The sequence below is a fragment of the Streptomyces sp. Wb2n-11 genome (assembly GCF_001049855.1).
Lineage (GTDB): Bacteria > Actinomycetota > Actinomycetes > Streptomycetales > Streptomycetaceae > Streptomyces > Streptomyces altiplanensis.
On sequence record NZ_CVPB01000005.1, the window covers coordinates 58274 to 76213 of the forward strand.

The 17940-nt window shown below is 68.1% G+C and carries 12 protein-coding genes and 1 pseudogene; 4 read left to right on the top strand and 9 right to left on the bottom strand.

What is annotated here, in order from left to right; translation table 11 throughout:
- Positions 1-105 precede the first annotated feature (105 nt).
- The 4 genes and pseudogenes from BN1555_RS36655 to BN1555_RS36670 all read right to left on the bottom strand — a co-directional run bounded on the left by BN1555_RS36655 (position 106) and on the right by BN1555_RS36670 (position 5214).
- The gene (locus tag BN1555_RS36655) at positions 106-2118 is read right to left on the bottom strand and encodes a SpoIIE family protein phosphatase (RefSeq protein ID WP_176710375.1); all 2013 of its coding nucleotides are present in this window, start codon (positions 2116-2118) and stop codon (positions 106-108) included.
- Positions 2119-2129: 11 nt separating this feature from the next.
- The gene (locus BN1555_RS36660) at positions 2130-3290 is read right to left on the bottom strand and encodes an acyl-CoA dehydrogenase family protein (protein ID WP_093804245.1); all 1161 of its coding nucleotides are present in this window, start codon (positions 3288-3290) and stop codon (positions 2130-2132) included.
- A gap of 699 nt (positions 3291-3989) precedes the next feature.
- Positions 3990-4684, bottom strand: a pseudogene (locus BN1555_RS36665) (IS6 family transposase); the annotation flags it as partial.
- On the bottom strand, positions 4636-5214 hold the full coding sequence (locus BN1555_RS36670; RefSeq protein WP_255306575.1) for a helix-turn-helix domain-containing protein: 579 nt from the start codon (positions 5212-5214) through the stop codon (positions 4636-4638). The pseudogene BN1555_RS36665 and the gene BN1555_RS36670, both read right to left, overlap by 49 nt.
- A 197-nt stretch (positions 5215-5411) precedes the next feature.
- Here BN1555_RS36670 and BN1555_RS36675 point away from each other — a divergent pair, with 197 nt between their 5' ends.
- From BN1555_RS36675 to BN1555_RS36685, 3 genes are all read left to right on the top strand, one after another.
- On the top strand, positions 5412-6422 hold the full coding sequence (locus BN1555_RS36675) for an IS3 family transposase (RefSeq protein WP_093804247.1): 1011 nt from the start codon (positions 5412-5414) through the stop codon (positions 6420-6422).
- 176 nt (positions 6423-6598) lie between these two features.
- A complete protein-coding gene (locus BN1555_RS36680; protein WP_093804248.1) occupies positions 6599-7792 on the top strand; it encodes a macrolide family glycosyltransferase in 1194 nt (397 codons plus the stop codon).
- Between the two features lie 38 nt (positions 7793-7830).
- The gene (locus BN1555_RS36685) at positions 7831-9414 is read left to right on the top strand and encodes a CocE/NonD family hydrolase (RefSeq protein ID WP_141662988.1); all 1584 of its coding nucleotides are present in this window, start codon (positions 7831-7833) and stop codon (positions 9412-9414) included.
- On the opposite strand, the gene BN1555_RS36690 is transcribed toward BN1555_RS36685, so the two are convergent.
- From BN1555_RS36690 to BN1555_RS36710, 5 genes are all read right to left on the bottom strand, one after another.
- Positions 9404-10546, bottom strand: a complete 1143-nt coding sequence (locus BN1555_RS36690; RefSeq protein WP_093804250.1) for an MFS transporter — start codon at positions 10544-10546, stop codon at positions 9404-9406. The two genes, BN1555_RS36685 and BN1555_RS36690, sit on opposite strands and share 11 nt — an antisense overlap.
- Positions 10547-10679: 133 nt before the next feature.
- Positions 10680-11627 (bottom strand): SGNH/GDSL hydrolase family protein, encoded by a 948-nt coding sequence (locus BN1555_RS36695; protein ID WP_093804251.1) that lies wholly within the window; start codon positions 11625-11627, stop codon positions 10680-10682.
- Positions 11628-12357: 730 nt separating this feature from the next.
- Positions 12358-12738 carry a DUF6009 family protein gene (locus tag BN1555_RS36700; RefSeq protein WP_093804252.1) on the bottom strand — a complete coding sequence of 127 codons (381 nt, stop codon included), beginning with the start codon at positions 12736-12738 and terminating at the stop codon, positions 12358-12360.
- A gap of 208 nt (positions 12739-12946) precedes the next feature.
- Entirely contained in the window at positions 12947-14548 is a 1602-nt protein-coding gene (locus BN1555_RS36705) for a DNA primase family protein (RefSeq protein WP_093804253.1), read from the bottom strand.
- Positions 14545-15624, bottom strand: coding sequence for a bifunctional DNA primase/polymerase (locus tag BN1555_RS36710; protein WP_093804254.1), 1080 nt, complete (start codon positions 15622-15624; stop codon positions 14545-14547). Before BN1555_RS36710 ends, BN1555_RS36705 begins: the two co-directional genes overlap by 4 nt.
- Before the next feature lie 976 nt (positions 15625-16600).
- On the opposite strand from BN1555_RS36710, the gene BN1555_RS36715 reads away from it, so the two are divergent.
- Positions 16601-17935 (top strand): hypothetical protein, encoded by a 1335-nt coding sequence (locus BN1555_RS36715; protein ID WP_093804255.1) that lies wholly within the window; start codon positions 16601-16603, stop codon positions 17933-17935.
- Positions 17936-17940 lie beyond the last annotated feature (5 nt).

Consider the following 17940-nt stretch of genomic DNA (forward strand, 5'->3'; position numbering starts at 1 on the left):
CGCACCGCCCGGACACCGATCCCACGCCCAAGTGCTGGGCACGCAACCGGCCGCGCGCCGGTCGTGTCCGCCAGGCTGAGCGCGTCGAAGGTGGTTCGACGGTGGTCATACAGCGGTGAGGGCCAGGATGGCCAGGTCGTCGCGCAGGTGCGGGCCCCACCAGGTGTGTGCCTCGTCCATGAGGGCGGCGGCGATGTGGTCGGCGGGACGTTCCGTTCCCGCGGGGAGCTGATGTTTGGCGGTGATGGCAGCGAGATCTTCGGGTTCGCGCTGGTTGTAGGGGCCTGCTCCTTCGGTGAAGCCGTCGGTGTAGAGGATCAGGGTGTCCCCGGGACACAGATCGATTTCTGTTACCGGGTGCTGGACGTCGCCGAATGCACCGAGTAGCGGGCCGCGTACGTTCAGGAGCCTGGTGGTGCCATCCGCGTGGCGCAGCAGGGGTGCGGGATGACCGGCGGCGACCAAGTGGAGGCGGGCGGGTGTGGGGGAGGGGTCCAGTACGGCGTAGACGAGGGTGCAAAAAGGGGTGTTCTCGCGTCTGAGGGCGTGGTCGACGAGGGTGAGAACGTGAGCGGGGTCGGGGGTGTGCTGGGCCGCGGTCCACAGGGTGTGGCGGACCAGGCCGGTGATGGCGGCTGCCGTGGGGCCTTTGCCGCAGACGTCTCCCAGGACCAGGACGTGGCGGCCGTCGGGGGCGGTGAAGACATCGTAGAAGTCGCCGCCGATCTGCAGGCCGCTGCCGAAGGGGCGGTAGCGGGCAGCGAGGTCGAAGCCCGGCAGCTTGGGCAGGTGCGGGGGCAGCAAGGGCTTTTCCAGTGCCTGGGCGGTGGAGCGCAAACGGTTGAGGAGGCGGTCTTGCTGGATGCCCACGGCGATCTGGTCGGCGATGTTTCGCAGGACGTCTGCTGTCGTGGCCGGTGCTTTCGGTGAGGTGGCCAAGGAGAGGACGCCTATCAGTTCGCCGCCTGAGATCAAGGGGTAACCGACGAACCCGGCTTCCCCGTCGCCGGGCGTGCCGAGGTGGCGGCGACGCTGTGCGGCGATGTCCTGGACCTGCGATTGAACGGAGACTACGTGGTCCTGCGGGTCGCCCTGGCCAGGGTCCGCTGCGGCACAGGCCACGTGCTGAACCCTGCCGCTGGAGGACTCCACGGTCCACACACAGACGAACGTGGCGTGCAGTCGCTTCGCGGCGGCCTGCATGCACCGGTCCAGCCGCTCGTCGAGCGGGCCGGGCGCGGTGATGGCGGCGGCGACCTCCGCGCTGAGCAGGGCCTGGCTGGTGCGTTCGGCCAGCAGCCGCTCCGCGTGCAGCCGGGCGGTGACGTCCTCGACAAGAAGCAGGGTGCGCTCTCGCCCTTCGGCGTCGAGCACCTGTTGCGGTGCCAGGCGCAGGGCCTGGTCACTGCCATCGGGGCGCAGGCGCTCGAAAACCCTGTCCGGGGCAACGGGACGCTGCCGGATCGGGGCGGCGATATGGCCCGCCAGTTCGGCCTGGACACCGGAAGGGAAGAAGGCGGCCAGCGGGCGACCCAGCGAACCCGAATCGATCAGGGAGAGGATCTCGGCGGCCTTGTGGTTCCAGGCGGCCAGCGCGCCCTCGTCGTCCAGCATGAGCGCGCCCACGGGCGCCTGGGTGAGGAACTCGCCAAACAGGTGGTCACCGAGTTGTCGGCTGAGGCCCGCGCCCGAGGTGAGCTGGCGCTGGGCTGCGGCCAGTCCCACCGTGTAGGTATGCCGGCGAGCCATGGACTGGAGCATCTCCCGCGCCAAGTCAGGCAACTGGTCGACCCGGGTGGCCGGCAGTTGTCGTGCCTGATCGGAAGAGAACAGCAGGGGCAGTGTGGCCAGTTTCGCGGCGGTGACGGGTGTGGAGACCGCGATCACCGTCAGGTCACCCGCATGCGGGCGCACCGCGTGCACCAGACCCACCGGTGCTGGCAGCTGCCGGCCGAGCACCACGAGTGTGGGATGCCGCTCACCAGGCACACCCCGGCTATAGGAGACGACCTCTTCGGCGGCGACCTCCTGCAGGTCGGCCACTGGGGCGAGCTCTGTCCGCAGAGCCCCTGCGACCTCGGGGACCACCCCCACCATCAGTACACGGGGTCGTGGCATGCCAGTCACCGTCATTCCTCCAGCAGGGGCTGGTCGAGCAGGGCCCGACCGGTCCAGATCCGCAGTACGTCGGTGACGGGGGACATCACATGCGCGGCACGCGCGTCGCGCAGGAGCCGGTGCAACGGCGAGCTCTCGCCGTAGCCGATCCCACCGACCAGGGACAGCGCGTCATTGACGACCGCCTGCGCGGCCTCGGTGACCTCGGCCTTGGAGGACGCCAGCCCGGCCAGTGCCTCGGCGCCACCGGTCTCGGCTTCCGCAGCCGCGTGGTAGACCAGCCGCCGGGTGCGCTCGACCTGGGCCCACATCGAGCCCAACCGGTGCTGCACGACCGGCTGCGAGGCCAGCGCCCGGTTGCTGTGCGCGTGCCGGCGCCGCAGGAGATGCCTGCGGGCTTCCTCCAGCGCCGCGGCGGCCACCCCGAGATAGGTGCCGGCCATCGCCATCAGGAAGTAGGGGGCGACGACATTGAACACGTACCAAATCTCATCGCCCTCCTCGCCCAGCAAGTGTGAGCGGGGAATCTCCACGTCCCGGAGGTCAAGGGTGCGCGAGGCGTTGCCGCGCATGCCGAAACCCTGCCACGGCGCCCCCCACACCAGGTTCGGCGTATCGACGTCGACCACCGTGCACGAGAACTGGCCCGGCGGCGTGCCCGGATCGGCCGCCACCGTGGAGACGACATAGGAGTCGGCATGCCCCGCGTTGGTGACAAAGCTCTTGGTTCCGTTCAGCCGCAGCCGGTCGGGCCCGCTGCGCTCCATCCGCGTCTGCGGCAGCCAGAACTCACCCCCGGTGGCCGACTCCGACAGAGCCAGCGTGGTCAGGTGCTCGCCGGCCGAGATCGGCACCAGGTACCGCTCCTGCTGCTCCTCGCCGGCCTTCGCGGCGATCACCGCCGAGGCGACCAGATGCATTCCGAAGCAGATCGACGTCGACGCGCACGCCCGTCCTGTCGCCTCCCCGACCTGTGCCACCGCCAGCAGCCCGTGGCCCATTCCGCCGTAGCTCTCGGGCACCACCAGCCCGCCCAACCGGGACTGCAGCGCCAAGATGCCCTTCTGTGGCCACCGACGCTCCGCGTCCACCGTCGCCGCTTGCGGGGCAAGAACGTCCTCGGCGATCTCCCGGGCGAGGGACACCGCCTTGCCCAGTCCAGTTCGCGCCACCGCTGTGCTCCACTTCCCTGATTCCTACCCGTTCGAAGAGAGCATCGGCGGGCCTCCTGGGACCTTCAAAGACGTTGACAGCCCGGTACTAGCCTACCGACGAAGGAATCGGCCAGCGGTCCCCGTCCCCAGGCGCGAGCGGCGGGTCCGTACGGCGGCCTTCTTCAAGCAGAAACCACTGCCCTGGAATGAGCCCCATGCAGCCAGCGGAACCGTAGAAGGCAACCGCTGCCCGTGGACGTGTGGGATCCCAGATCCGGTGTCCCTTTCCCACCGGCGATGTCCACCGAGTGACCGAAAGGACACGGGGACGGAATTTATGCCCCGTGATCAAGTAGTTCCCCTCTTTGGGTACAGAAGCGTCCTGGCCGTCGTCTGCGTTCCTGGCCGGGGCCCCTGCGTTCGACAGCCGACGGGGCCGTCTCGGGAAACGCGGGGGTAGGGGTCCATGGGTACAGCGGTAGCCGCGCCGGTATGGCTGAGTTTCCGGCGTGGTGACGAGTCCGTGGTGGAGGACCAGGAGTGGCTATCGGTGCCGCTCGGGCTGCTGCGGGAGGCCCAGCCGTGGCGGACGTTCCGCTGGTCGGGACACCATGTCGGCGTTGTCACGTTGTGGGGTGTGCGGGTGTCTGGCGGCGTGTCGAGGTGTGGCGGGGCCGGGTGCCGGCTCTGGGTTCGGGCCGTGACAGGCCAGCTGGTGACACCGGTGACCTGCTCCCAGACAGTGAGGCGGACGGTCGTCTCGGCGCGGTGCTGGGTGCCGGTCATCAGGTGGCGGCGGGGGGGCGGAAGTGGGGTGAGATGCCGCTGAACGCGGACAGGAACCGCTGCGCGGCGCCCACGCCGCGGAAGCCTTTCATCGCCCGTTCTCGTTGCCGGGCGGGCTGGTGGCTGTTCTGGGCCCGGTTGTCCAGGCCCTTGTGGCAACGGTGCGGGGCGGAGGACACGACCTCGCGGTGGGCCGCGCCGCAGGAGCGGAGCTCGTCCGTGACGGTCACCCGCCCCGCCCCGCCCGTCTTCGTCGGCAGCGTACGGAAGAAGCGCCTGGCCGCAGCCGTGTCCCGGCGGCTCCGCACCAGGATGCCGGGCACCCTCCCGTCCTGGTCCACAGCCCGCCACAAATATTCCTGCTCACCGCTGATCTCGATGAAGACCTCGTCCGGATGCCACTTGCCGCCGGGCCGAGGCTGTCGGCGGCGCAGGCCGCTGGCGTACTGCTGACCGGACTTCAGGCACCAGCGCCGGACGGTCCCGTACGAGACGATCACGCCGCGCTCCAGCATCAGCTCCTCGACCTCCCGGAAACCGAGCGGGAAGCGGAAGTACAGCCACACGCAGTGCGAGATCACCTCGACCGGATACCGGTGCCCCCTGTACGACGGCGCACTGTCCACGGGCGCTCCCCCTCCACCACGACCAACCCGAAGATCACCCCACCCGGACAGCCAACGTGACAGCACCAGACGAGCTCCTTCTTCAGTACGCCTCGGGCCTGGATGAACGAGCTCTTGTAGATCGTCTCGTGAGACACGTACATACCGTCCTCGGGCGCGAAGGTGCGGGCGAGCCAGCCTGCGATCTGACGCGGTGACCAGTCTTCCTTCAGCTTGCCCGCGACCGTGTCCCGCAGGGCCGGACTCTGTTGCAGCAAACAGGACTTCGGGCGCCGGGGATTGTCCCAGGCCCCCTCGTCCGCGTGAGCGGCCCGGTACTTCTCACGTCCGCCGTGACGCCCCACCTCGCGGCTGACCGTGGACGGTGCCCGCCCCATCCGGCCCGCGATCGCCCGGAAGGAGTCGCCAGCGGCCAGACCCCGGGAGATCTCCTCCCGCTCCGCCAGCGACAGCACTCCGGCCGATCGGGCCCTGGCCGCCGGGACGAATCCGCCGTTCGCCGCGACCACTCCGTGGATTGACCCGGGCACCTTGCCCAGCGCACGCCCGATCTCGCTCAGCGACTGCCCGTCCCGCCATCGTCGCCACACTTCACGCTTTTGCTCGTCCGACAGCCCCGGACGCCCGATTCTCGCCACCCAGCAACACCTCCAGCAGCCGTTCTACCTGGGATGTTGCACCGACCCATTGACCTCACCGCGGTCTTTTTCGCGAAGGAGAGGGACCGATGACCGGGGTGTACGCGTCCATCGAGGCGGAGAAGACCACCCACACCGTTGCTCTGCTGTGCCGGCTGCTGAAAGTGGCCCGGTCCTCCTTCTACGCCTGGCGATCCGGCGAGCCGGCCCGCCGGGTGGGACAGGCCGCCGACGACGCCCTGGCCCACGAGATCACCGTGCTGCACGTCGCCTCCCGGCACACCTACGGTGTCCCCCGGATCCGCGCCGCCCTGTGCCGGCTCGGCCGCCGGGTCAACCACAAGCGGATCGAGCAGGTCATGCGCGAGCGCGGTATCACCGGGGGCACCCGGCGCAGGCACCGGAGTCCGACCCGTCCGGCGAAGCGGGCCGTGCCGGCGGTCGACCTGCTCGGCCGCGATTTCACCGCACTCGAGCCCGGCACGCGGCCGGCCGGCGACATCACGTTCATCGCCACCGACGAGGGCTGGCTCTACCCGGCGACCTGGCTGGATTTGGCCACCCGCGAGATCGTCGGCTACTCGATGGCCGACCACCACCGGGCGAGCCTGGTCGTCGGCGCGCTGGCGATGGCTGTCGGCCGCGGCCGGCTCCGGCCCGGCTGCGTCGCGCACTCCGACCGCGGCTCGGAGTGCACATCCGAAGGACTACGGGAAGAAATGCGCAGGTCGGGGCTGCGGCAGAGCATGGGAAGAACAGGGTCATGTTCCGGCAACGCCGCCGAGTCCTTCTTCGCGGTCCTGAAGGAGGAGATCGGCACCCGCCGCCGGCCCGACCGGGCCACCGCCCGCGCCGAGATTTTCGCCCTCATCGAGACCTTCCGCAACCGCAGGCGGCCGCGAAAACACCCGCACTGGGGCTTGCCTGACCCCGCTGGAGATCAGGCAGCGACACGAGCAAGGACACGCCCTCGCGGCGTAAGTACGGAGTGTCCAGCATCACGGGGAAAGTTCATCCCTTACCGTCGGAGCCGGTTGCGGAGGGGTGACCGGGAGCGGAAGTCGGGCAGGCGTCGTGGCCTATTCCGCCGACGTGCCTGATCCAGGGAAAGCCAAGCAGACCTGGAATCGCCGGGGCCGCCGGGCTGCTGCGTCTGACTCGATTGGGTGCAATCGAAGTTTGCGGCGTTTCCAAATGGGGTGGGCGCGGCGTTAAGCGGTGCGTTCATCTTGTGGTGCGGTTGTATGCCGTGCACTGGGACTGACTGGAGTGCGTGATGGAGTCAACCGCTGTTTCGGTGCCGGGTAGGGCGCATGTTGCGGTGTTCAATGTGCCGATGGCCGGGCATGTCGTGCCGACCTTGGGAGTGGTACGGGAGTTGGTGGATCGGGGGCATCGCGTGAGTTACGCGGTGACGCCCGAGTTCGAGTCTCAGGTGCGTGCGGTGGGGGCTGAGCCGGTTGTATACGACTCGCCGCCGCAGGGCGAGGCGCCGGAGGACATGGCGCAGGGGGTGACGGGCGTGCTGGGGGTGAATCTGGGCGCGCTGCCGCAGTTGGAGGCTGCGTACGCCGGCGACCGGCCGGATGTGGTGCTGTACGACGTCTACGCGTGGGCTGGCCCGTTGCTGGCTGCGCAGTGGAAGATTCCGGTGGTGCAGCTGGCACCGACACACATCCCGTACGACGGGCTGGTTCAGGACTTCTTCGGGCTTGCGGACATCTCCTTGATCCCCGGCTTTCCGGAACTGGCGCAGGCGCTGGCCAGCTTCGGTGTCCCGGGTGGTGTGCATGCGCTGACGCTCGCGCCGCCGCGGTGTGTCGCGTTCTTCCCCAAGCGCTTCCAACGGCGGGCGCACACCGTCAGGGCTGGTGAGGTGCACTGGGTGGGACCGGTGATCGGTGACCGTTCCTTTCAGGGCAGGTGGCGGGCGCCGGAGGGAGCCGGGCAGGTGGTGTACGTATCGCTCGGCTCGCAGTTCAACCGGCGTCCAGAGTTCTATCGAACCTGTGTAGAGGCGCTTGCGGGGCCGGGCCGTCATGTGGTGCTGAGTGTGGGTGAAGAGGTCGCACGGACGGGGATCGGTCCTGTGCCGGCGGGGGTCGAAGTGTATGCCGGGGTACCACAGATGGACGTGCTGGCGGCGGCTTCGGTGTTCGTGACCCATGGCGGCATGGGCAGTGTGATGGAGGCGCTGTCGGCGGGGGTTCCGATGGTGGTGGTGCCGCAGATGGCAGAGCAGCGGGTGAATGCCGAGCAGGTTCGTGACCTGGGAGTTGGGACGTATCTTCCGCGTGAGGAGGTTACCGCTGACGCCCTGCGTGAAGCAGTGCTGGCGTTGGGCTCAGATGAGCGTGTTGCCGGGGCGGTGGCGCGGATGCGGGAGGAGATCGAGGCCGCCGGCGGTGCGGCGGCGGCGGCGCAGGTCGTGGAGAAGGTGTTGGCCGACTGTCCGTTGGCCGCGCGTTGATCTCCACGTCTGAGGCCCGTGGCAGCGGCCGTCTCCGCATGGCGGTGGCGGCCGCCGTTCTGGCTGCGCTGGTGTGCCCGGCCCCAGCCGGGGCCACCCAGAGCGGCTTGACAGGTACCGAATCGGACGTCGGTGCGGGAGAGCAGCTTGATGTCGAGGTCCGAAGGGACACGGTCGAGGGGGCGGACGGGACACGGCTGGCGGCGACGGTGTACGAGCCGGCCATATCAGGTCCTCACCCGCTGCTGGTCGTCCCGGGGCCCTGGATTCGTCTGCCGCTCGATCATGTGACACACGTGAGTCGCTACCGGGCCCTGGCGAGGTCAGGGTATGTCGTGGTCGCCTACGACCCGCGCGGGTTTCGTGCGTCCGGCGGGTACGCGGATCTGGCAGGGCGTGCCGATGTCGCGGATGCCTCTCGTGTCGTGGACTGGGCCCTCGCCCACACAGCAGCCGACCACGGGCGCATCGGTGCGCTGGGAGCTTCCTACGGTGCAGTGATCGCCCTGAACGCCGCCGCACAAGACGCCCGGATCAAGGCGGTCGTCGCACTGTCCGGGTGGGCTGAGCTGTCCGGCGGTTTCCGCGTCAACGGCACCCGGGCGGCGAGTGTGGTGCTGTTCCAGGAACTGTTCGGCCGTGTGGACGGCCGCTATGGTCCCGAGGTTGAACGGGCATTCGACCAGGCGGTGTCCCAAGGGCTGGACGAATCCGATCCCTGGGTGAGGCAGCGCTCTCCCGCCGCTCACACCACCGGGCTCAATCGCAACCGGACAGCGGTCTTCATGGTGGGCGAATGGGATGACCCGATCGTGCCGGCCGGGCAGACGGGCGCCTTTCTGGACCAGTTGACCGGACCTAAAACGTTGCGCATGTACCCGGGCGGGCACGCCGACAGCCACACGGCCTCCACCGGCATCGCGGGCCGGCCGCAGGCATGGGAGGAGGCAATGCTGTGGCTGCGGCATCATGTGCGTGACCCCGGTGACGGCCGCAGGTGGCGGCCGCACCAGCCGACGGTCGTCTTGCAGCCACGAACAGGTGGTCCCTTGGAGGAGTACTCAAGCTGGGCAGTCCTGCAGCAGGCGTCCCGGATGGTGCCGCTCACGGCCGAGCCTGGGAAAGGGAGGTTGGTGGCTGGTCTTCCCTCGGCTGCTGAATCCGGTCCCTTTCCCGTCTCAGGGCCCCTTGACGCCGCCGGAGCCCCGCCGGTGACTGCCTGGCCGCTGCTGACGGCCCCGACGGCAGCCACTTTCACCAGCGGCTCCCACCAGGCGCCCGCAGAGCTGCGCGGCCATGCGCTCGTCGAGGGCACCCTGATCCCGTGCACCGCCCAGGGCACCGTCGTGGCCCACCTCTACGACATCGGCCCCCTGGGTACCGCACGGCTGCTCACACACGCCCCGTACACCTTTTGGGGCCGGCGGCCGGGCGAGGGGCACCGATTCACGGTGCGCCTGCCAGCCACTGCGTGGAACATCCCCGCCGGGCATCGCATTGGCCTCGTGTTCGACACCCTCGACCACCGCTATATCAGCGAGAACCCGATCGGCGCCGCTCTCATCATCGAACCGTCGTCGCTGCGGCTGACCGTGCCACTCATCGACTCGATCAACAGTTGAGCCGTTCAGTAACTTCCTCGGTCGGTGCCGGAGCGGTACCGGTCGAGGCCGCACTGGCCGGCACGAGGACGGCAGCTGCTGTCGCCGCCGCAGCGAGAGCAGCGCCTGCCCAGCATACGGCGGTCAGCCCGCTGGTGAAGCTCACCGGGCCCAAGACTGCAGCGTGCTGGGCGAACAGAACTGACGCGATCGCGACGCCTATCATCGCACCGGCTTCACGTACCGAGGTGTTGAAGCCGGAAGCCACGTCCAGGCGGGCAGGCGGCGCCTGATCGACCAAGGACTGAGGGGCAGCGGTGAAGTACAAGGCCATTCCGGCGCCGCCCGCCACCAGACCCGGCAACTGTGCCAGGTACGGGGTGCCCGGCTCGAGTACCAGTGCGAACCATAGGCAGCTCACAGAGGTCAGCGCGCATCCGGCCGCAAGTACCGCTCGAGCGCCCGATCGCCCCATCACGACGCCCGCCAGCGGCGCGATCAGCACAGGCAGCGCGGTCCAGGGCAGGATCCTCCACCCGGCCTCCCAGGCATTTTGTTCCTGCACTTCCTGAGGGAACTGGACCAGGTAGAGCACCGTGCCGAATACCGCGGCGTGAAGAAGAAAGCCACAGGCATGTACGTGCCACAGACGAGACCGGCCCGGCAAGCGGCCGAGGAGCCGACGGGGGGCATGCCCCGATGGGCGCCCGCGCGCCTCAGCCGCAGGTTTGGCATGCTCGGGCAGGCAGCGGCGTGCGGCCAGGGCCAGGATGCACCCGAGGGGCAGGTTCAGCCAGAACACCTGCCGCCAGCCACCCCACATCAGCACAGCTCCCCCTACGAGCGGGCCGACAGCGATCGCGACAGCCCCCAGGGACCCCCACACGCCCAGCATCACAGGGCGGCGCCGTGGTGGAATCACTGTCGTCACGAGGGTGAGGCTGAGCGGGGTGATCGCCGCAGCCCCGACACCCTGCACCAGGCGGGCGACGATCAGCAGCGAAATGCCGGGGGCCAGGGCGGCTGCTGCGGACCCGGCTGTGAAGAGCCACAAGGCCCAGGTGAAAACCCGACGCCGACCGCACCGTTCAGCCAGCACCCCCAGGAAGGGGGCAGGATCGCGACCGGGAGGATGTAGGCGTTGATCAGCCATCCCAACGCTGCTTCCTGCGCCGCGAAGGTGACGCGGATGGCGGGCATCGCAGTCAGCAGAACGAGATGATCCAGCCCGCACAGGAAGACCGCCACGCCGGTTACGGCGCACGCTGCCCACATCTTTTGCCCGATCATGACGCCGTCGACACCATGGCCGAATTCCTACTCACCGCCAGCCGCTGACCGGGCACGTAGCGGTGCATGGCCACCATCCCGCCGGCCGCCGGGACAGGGATGAAACTGGCCCCCGGCTCGCTCGTCACGCGACGCGCAGCCTGCCGCGTCTGCGGAAACACCACATCTGCCCGCTCCGCCGGAGTTTCCAGCCTGCCCAGCACACGGGCGGATGCCGCTTTCACCGCAACCGCGGCCCTCGTCTCGTAGTACAGATAGCCGTCGGCGTTCGGATGGAATCCATCAGGGCAATACAAGAGATCCGGTTGCCGGCGGAAGACGTCCGTTGTCAAGGACACCACCATCGCCCCTGCCGCCAACGACCGTGCTGCTTGACGACGCGCCAGTGTCTGCGAGCGCCGACTCGCCACATCACGCACCCCCCTGCGCAGCGAGGGAGCGGCACCGATGTCAGCACACGAACCGATGACGACTTCCCATCCGGCAGCGCGTAATTGCCGGACATACCTGCCCAGACGCCTGGCCGAGCGGCCCACAGGAGAGGGCAGCATCACGTCATTGCCGCCGATCAAAATGAGTGCAACGCCACGATCCGTGCGCATGGCCACAGCGTTGACCTGCCGGGCCATACCCGCTGTCGTCACACCTGAGCGGGCCAGTACCTCCAATTCCACCGCACAGCCCAGGCTCGCGACCACATCTCTGGCCAGGCGCGCCCCGTTCGTTTCATCGTGCTTCAGCACCCCCACCGCCAGAGCGGAAGAATCTCCCAGCACCACCAGGGACAGACATTCACCGTCTGCGGGGCCATACCGACCCGCTGACCGAGGAACACTCCGCCCGTCCCACAACTTGCCCCGCACCACCAACGACGCGTAGAAGACGACGACGCCACGCAGCACACTGCGCCGCAATGCCCTTCTCCAACATCTTCTGGCAACCACTACGCACTCCGTTCAAGACGCGCTCCGCTCGTATCAGGCGGACACCGACCGCCCTCAGAGCTCTTCGAGGCCACGGTGGGACAAACCACACACCGCAGATGCTCTGCAAACGATCAGACACGAATGGAGCAACGGCGCATCAACAAGGAGAGTGGGTGCAAAGTCTGCGCCAAAGGGACTGTACGAAGAGGGTCTGTCAATCGTTCGGCTCTGTCTCACATTCGGTGGTAACGGACAGCTACTCTCGTTACATATAGCGTTTGGTGCAGGTCAGCCGCAGCTTGATATCCCGGCTCTGAGTCCGCTGCAGGTAGGGCCAAGAAGTATGGAGTGGGCGTTCACGCGACTCGACCAGGCATTCTTTCCATCACATTCCGTTACCACCGAATGTGAGACAGGGCCGAACGATTGACAGTCCCGGCTGCCGTGCTCCAGCTCCCGGAACGCGCCCAGAAAGCGATCACGGGACGGGGAGGGTTCCTGGTGGTCGCTCAAGGTCACAAGTACTCCTGCGGTTGAGCCCAGGACATGGCGCGGGTATCGCCGGGGAGAAGGTTCTCCGCCAAAAATAATTCCACTGTCATCGGGCCGGCCTGGGGCTGGGCGAGGTCCTCGGTGTCCTTCAGGGCTTGCTGCGTTTCTGGAGCGGCGTCTGCCCTATCTGCGGCGGTTCACTGCAAAACCTCTAGAGCTGGATAAAGCGGGCAATCATTGTCCTGATGCGGCGTCGTTAGGGCAGCGCTATGGCTGCAGCCGTGCCTCGCTGGGACCGGGGGGTCTTGTCTCCGACCTTCTTCGGCGCGATGGTCCGGGGGTCCACCGCCTCGCCGGGGGCGCCGACACGGTAGGAGCCGTCAGGGTCGGTGTCGCGGTCGTGCGGGAGCAAGAAGAACACCCGGCGCTTTTGAAGTCCGCTGTCGGGATCGGCTTCCGCTGTCTCGTCGAGTTCGGTGTAGCCGACAAGGCGCCCGTCGCGGGCGTAGCGTGGCTTGCCGCGGCGACGGGGGGTTTTGTCGAGGGCCTGGCGTACGTAGTCGAGGTTGTCGGGGCTTTCCAGCCACACCACCGCGTCCTCGTGGGCGAGATCGCTCTCGTTCAGTAGCGAGCTCATGGCCGCAGCTCCTCCTCGTGACGTCCGGCCCTGCGGGGGCCGTGATTGCTGTGCGCGTCCTTGTGCTCCTGGCTTGGGGAGCCGGTCGGCGGGTTGTGCCGGGGTGCCGATGAGAGACTTTCTGCCCGGTTCTGGGCAGAGGTATGGGTAGGAGCGTGGTGTTCATCGTACGGCTGTCGTGCCGTGCGTCCCAGTGTGACTGCGGTCTTCATGGAGCAGTCGCCTCGCTTGCGGGCGGGGCGTCGTCGGCGTCGGTAAGCAGTCCGAGTCCGGGGTAGTACTTCTTGCCGCTGGACTTCATCATGTCGGCGGGTGAGGCCAGGCCGAGTTCTTGGCGAATGCGGCTGGCGAAGGAGCGGGAGGTGGCGGGGCGGATGCCTTCGCCGGCGTTGCACCAGGCGCAGTACGTGGCGTAGAGCAGGCCTTGCTCGACTCGGAACTCCGAGGTGTTCTCGGGCCTGTGGGTGCAGCACTCCTTGATGAAACGGCCGATGTGGTCTTCGGTCGTTTCGTACGCCTCGGTGGCGATCCTCACCGATGCCGGTCCGGTCAGCGGGTCGCGGGTGCGCAGGTAGGTCTGGGCGCCCTCGATGAGCCAGTGGAGGATGCCGGGGCCCTCGTCGCGGACGAGTTCGAATGCCAGGTTGTCGATCTTGCGGTGGTTGGGGACGACGCGTTCGAAGGGGATGAGGCGGATACGGCGCCAGAAGGCGTGGCCGCCGGTGCCGACCTCGGGGCGGTGGTTGCCCAGCAGCCAGAGCTTGTGGGTGGGGGCGAAGGAGAAGTAGTCCTGGCGCATGCGGCGGGCTTTGATGCGGTCGCCGCCGGTCAGGAGTTTGACTCGTGATTCGTCGAACTTGTCGTTGGGCTTGAGCTCGCTGCAGACCATGATGCGGCGGCCGTGCAGTTCGGTGAGTTCGGTGGAGTGCTCGGCGAACTTGCCTTTTTCCATCAGGAAGCCGGGCGGGGCGGCGTCCGCGTAGTCGCCCAGGACCTGGATCATCACGTCGAGCAGTACGGATTTGCCGTTCGCGCCGGCTCCGAAGAGGAAGGGCAGGACCTGGGCGCCGACGTCGCCGGTGATGGAGTAGCCGAGCAGCAGGTGCAGGAAGCGGATGGTTTCCTGTCCTTTGGCGTCGTCGCCGAAGGTGTCGTGCAGGAAGCGCTGCCAGCGCGGGGTCGGCATGTTCTCGGGGGCGACGCTGGTGGCACGGGAGTGCATGTCGCGGCTGGGGTCGGGCTTGCGCAGCTCGCCGGTGTGCAGATCGACGACGCCCGCGGGGGTGCACAGGGCGTACGGGTCGCCGTCGAGGACGTCGGGGTCGAGGGTGAGGGCCGGGGAGGCTTTGGCCTGGGTGAGGAGGGCCTTCATGCCCGGGGTGGACATGGTGCGGCGGCGGTGCAGGTAGAGCTCGCGGTCGGTGAAGAAGCCGCGGGGGTCGGTGGCCGGCATCTGCTCTGCCATGTCACCTGCGGCCCACAGGGCTGCTTTCTCTCCGCCGGTGCGCTTCCAGCGGTACTGGTCCCAGGAGTACCAGCCGAGTCCTTCGACGTGACGGAACTGGTCGCTGTAGAGCTGGGCGAACAGCTTGGCGTTGCCGCGGTCCGTCAGTATGCCCGGGAGCAGGCCGGTCTCGGCCGGGTGCGGTGACGTTGCATGGGCAAGGGGGGAGGTGGCTGCGGCATGCCGGACCGGCAGGTTCGTGGGAGCCGCGGCGTTGCTTTGCGAGGCTTGTTCCTGGGCTGCGAAGTCAAGCATCTGCTGAGCGGCGGCAGTGGCGTCGAAGCTCGGGCTCTCGGCGCTGCTCATGGGCGTCCTTGGGGATGGAGTGGGCGGGTCGCGCCTGCCGCGAGGGCGGATTCGATGATCGTGCGGTTGCGCTGAGGTTGATGGGGGCGGGCGGAGTGTGCCGCTTCTTCCAGGAGTTCACGGGCCTGCTTTTCTGGCAGGTGGCCCGCGGCGGTGAGGCCTCCGGCCGTGTAGGCGGCCCGGTTGAGTTTCTCCGTGAAGCTGGCTCCGTGCGGGGTCGCGGCACATGCGGCGACTTCCGCAAGCAAGGGGCCGAGCAGCTTGTGGGCTTTGGCGGGACTACGGGGTACGTACGTGCGCGGGGCAGGACGGACGGGTGCCTGCGTGGGCGGCGTCAGGGCATGACCGGTGCGCTGCAGCTCCTGCGCGAGCCAGTCAGGGAGAGGCCCCGGGAGCTTCGCCGGACCCACCCGGTGGTACGTACCGGCGGGCGTGCGGTTCAGGGGTGCGACGATGTAGCCGTTCTCGGCCCGGATATCCACCTGCCAGGCAAGCGCGACCTTCGAACTTGAGCCAGTGGACGAGCGGTAGCGGACCTGGCCGTGAGGAATCTTGTACCAGATGTGCAGACCGCCGGAGGGGGTCCGTACCCGTAGTGTCTGTTCGTCCTCGGCCGGATTCGGCTGCCGCCGGAAGGCCGCCAGCAATGCGAGGGTGTCGAAGCCCGAGGCAAGGCCGGCGAGGTTTACTTTTTCGTGGATGGGGATGCCTGGCAGGAGGCGGCTGCGGTCGGGTACTTCAGCGCAGTGGGCATCAACATCGATAACAAGTAGGCGGGCTGGACCGCAGGCGACGCCTACTCCCATCCCTGGGGCTTCTTGCCACCACGCATCGATGCGTGCCGGATCAGTGGTAGCAGCGCGGAAGCCGTGACACCAACGGCCTGCAGTCCAGCAGGGGCAGTCTTGTCCGGAGTGACGGCCCTCTGTGCATTCCGGGCAATTAGCTGCCGGGGTCTTCCTGCCAGGGGCCAGCGGGTGTACGGGCCAGCCGTTCTCGGCGCACCAGCGGGCAACGGCGTGCAGCCTTACAGTCCCTGACGGGTCTGTGGAGCTGATTTTGCCGTGGCGCTGCACGCGGTAGTCCTTGTCGGGGGCTGGGGCTAGGCATTCGGTCCAAGTGCGAAAAACCCTGGTCAGGGCACCTGCAGCACATGCCGCAGGGACTGTAGGGACTGAGTTTCCGCATGAAGTTCAGATGCTAGCGCAAGCCGCTGCTTCACCTGCTGATGTATCAACTCTTCAGTCCCTTGAGTCCCTACAGGCGGAGTTTTCTGGCCGACAGCGCGTCCGGCTTGAGGCGCCCGATGGGGTACGGGTCTGCCTTCCAGGCGGAGGGGCTCGTAGGAAGGGGAAGCATCTTCAGAACCGCAAGCTCAGGGACTGATGGTGCTGGCCCAGGAGGCAGCGCTTTGAGTCCCTCCCGTCAGTCCCTACAAGAAACCCCAGGTCAGAGCAGTTGCTTGTTCTGCAGCAGGGACTGAAGGGACTGAAAATCTCAGTTATGAACTGCCCAGCGTTTCTACCACTGTCTTACGCGTGCGCATACACGCACGCGCGCAATTGGCTGCAATCCGCAGGATGGGTCCCTTCAGTCCCTCAGGTCTGACCCGTAAGCCGCTGACCTGGCTTTTTTCGAGAGGGACCAAAACGACAGGGACTGAAGAGCCCCTCCCCCGGTCCCTGAGCTCTGGGCCGGCAAAGCCTTCGAGGGTCCCCAGCAGCCCCGATCATCCGGAGCTTGCCCCGAGCTGCCGCAGAGACTGCTGTCGGCCGACGCAGCGATCCCCCCACTAGCGCCGGCCGGGGACCATCGACAGCGAACCCGCTCCCCTGGCTCCGGCCCCGCAGTGGGGCTGCGCGCCGACGCCCCCAAGTGGGACACCGCCGACCGCCGTAGGACTTCGACGCGCACCTGGACGGCGACCGCGGCGAGCACCGATCCCGCGGACCCCGACGACCACCAGGAGCAGCTTCTGGTCCCGCTCGATGCCGAGGGCGTTGCCGCGAGCGGCAGAGAGCGGGGAGCAGCCGGCCGTACTGGTTCGCCACCGTGCTGCACGGGCTGGCGCTGCCGCGCACGGGCCACGCGAGCGCCGCCGAGCCGGAGAAGTGGTACGCGAAGGTCCGGGAGTGGACACCGACGGTCGACAGGGCAACGAAGACGGGTCATCTCCAGGCCGGTCTGCTGGCCCTGCTCTGCGCGGACGTGGTCCGCCCGGATACGACATGGCTCGCCGTGAACTACTCCAGGCACCTTCGGCCGGCCCTCGCGCAGTCCCGCGACCCAAAGGGATTCGCCAGCCTGGAAGCCTGGATACCTCAGAACGTGCGCGTCACCCGGCACGCTTCGGAAGCGCTCGCGGCCCTCGTCCAGGTGCCGGCGACCCGGGGCGGGAAGCTCCAGGACATCGTCGTCGGGGACCTTCTGGAGCGGTGCTACGCGCCCGTCGCCTACAACCGCACCACTCGCGGAGTGCGCCTCGCCTATCTCTGGCTCCGCGAACGCGGCCGGCTCCCCCACGACGCCCCCACGACCCTGCTGTTCACCACGCGCCGCGTCGGACAGATCACTCCGGCAAAGCTCGTGGACCGCTACGACCTGAAGTGTCAGCCCGTCCGCAGCCTGCTCTTCGACTACCTCATCGAACGCCAGCCCACCCTGGACTACGCCACTCTCAGGAGCCTGGCAGCGATCTTCGCCGGCAACTTCTGGGCCGACCTCGAGCAGCACCACCCCGGCATCGGCTCCATCCGGCTGTCACCCGGGACCGCCACGGTCTGGAAGACCCGTCTCGCGACGAAGACCGCCCGCCGCAGACAAGCCGACGGAACGGTGATCACGGTGACCGAACCGTGGACCAGCGCACCCGCGATCAGGATGACGGTGCACGCGTTCTACCTCGACATCGGCGAGTGGGCTCTGAGCGAGCCCGAACGGTGGGGACAGTGGGCCTCTCCTCCCCCAGTCACCGAGGCCGAGTGCTCCGTCAAGAAGCTGGAGAGGCGCCAGAAGTCCAAGTCCGACCGACGCACCCGGGAACGTCTTCCCGTCCTGCCGACGCTCGTCCGGGTCGCCATCCGCAGGCTGAAAGACGCTACGGCCAGGCTCGACGCGCTCAATGCGGCACCGCTGGGATCCACCTTCACGGCCCTCGGCGAGACCTTCACCGTCCCCAAGAGCAGCGTCCGTCCCGACGGGCACCCCACCGGGGTTCGTGACGCCGCAGGTGAGCGGCGCGACCTGGGCGCGGAGGAACGGCGGGCGTTCTGGGCCTGGGCGGCCATCGAGATCTTCCGTCACACCGGGATCCGGATCGAGGAGCTCCAGGAACTCAGCCACCACAGCGTCATCGGCTACCGGCTGCCCAGCGAAGCCACCAAGTAGCCGCT